Genomic DNA, 1003 nt, shown 5'->3' with positions numbered 1-1003 from the left:
GCGGTATTGCTGCTGTCCAGTTGCTCGAAGTTATGTTCACCGGTATCGACGACACTCACTGCATAGCTTTCACCGTCCTGATAGACATCATCGCCCTGCACCGCAAAGGCGGTTGAGGTGCCAACCGCACTGTTGGCGGCAAAGGTGATGGTCGCGCCATTGCTGAGCGTAACGGTAAATTCGCGGTCGGTCGGCTGGCTTAATGTCGCACCGATGGTGGCGGTGCCGCTGCCTTCCGCCACCGTCACATCCCCCAGCGTCAGGGTGGTGGTATCTACCGTATCCGTCACGGTGACGGTCGCGGTATCGCTGCTGTCCAGTTGCTCGAAGTTATGTTCACCGGCATCGACGACACTGACCGTATAGCTTTCACCGTCCTGATAGACATCATCGCCCTGCACCGCAAAGGCGGTTGAGGTGCCAACCGCACTGTTGGCGGCAAAGGTGATGGTCGCGCCATTGCTGAGCGTAACGGTAAATTCGCGGTCGGTCGGCTGGCTTAATGTCGCACCGATGGTGGCGGTGCCGCTGCCTTCCGCCACCGTCACATCCCCCAGCGTCAGGGTGGTGGTATCTACCGTATCCGTCACGGTGACGGTCGCGGTATCGCTGCTGTCCAGTTGCTCGAAGTTATGTTCACCGGCATCGACGACACTCACTGCATAGCTTTCACCGTCCTGATAGACATCATCGCCTTGTACCGCAAACGCCGTTGACGTCGCGGTGGCACTGTTGGCGGCAAAGGTGATGGTCGCGCCATTGCTGAGCGTAACGGTAAATTCGCGGTCGGTCGGCTGACTTAATGTCGCACCGATGGTGGCGGTGCCGCTGCCTTCCGCCACCGTCACATCCCCCAGCGTCAGGGTGGTGGTATCTACCGTATCCGTCACGGTGACGGTCGCGGTATCGCTGCTGTCCAGTTGCTCGAAGTTATGTTCACCGGTATCGACGACACTCACTGCATAGCTTTCACCGTCCTGATAGACATCATCGCCCTGCACCG

The 1003-nt window shown here is 59.0% G+C and carries 1 protein-coding gene; it reads right to left on the bottom strand.

What is annotated here, in order from left to right; genetic code table 11:
- Positions 1–1003 (bottom strand): immunoglobulin-like domain-containing protein (locus tag DES54_RS18650; protein ID WP_211317447.1); only part of this gene is annotated, 1003 nt, incomplete at both ends.

The organism is Brenneria salicis ATCC 15712 = DSM 30166 (assembly GCF_003315515.1).
Lineage (GTDB): Bacteria > Pseudomonadota > Gammaproteobacteria > Enterobacterales > Enterobacteriaceae > Brenneria > Brenneria salicis.
The sequence above is the reverse complement of the archived record's forward strand: the minus strand, read 5'-3'. Positions and strand labels throughout refer to the sequence as shown.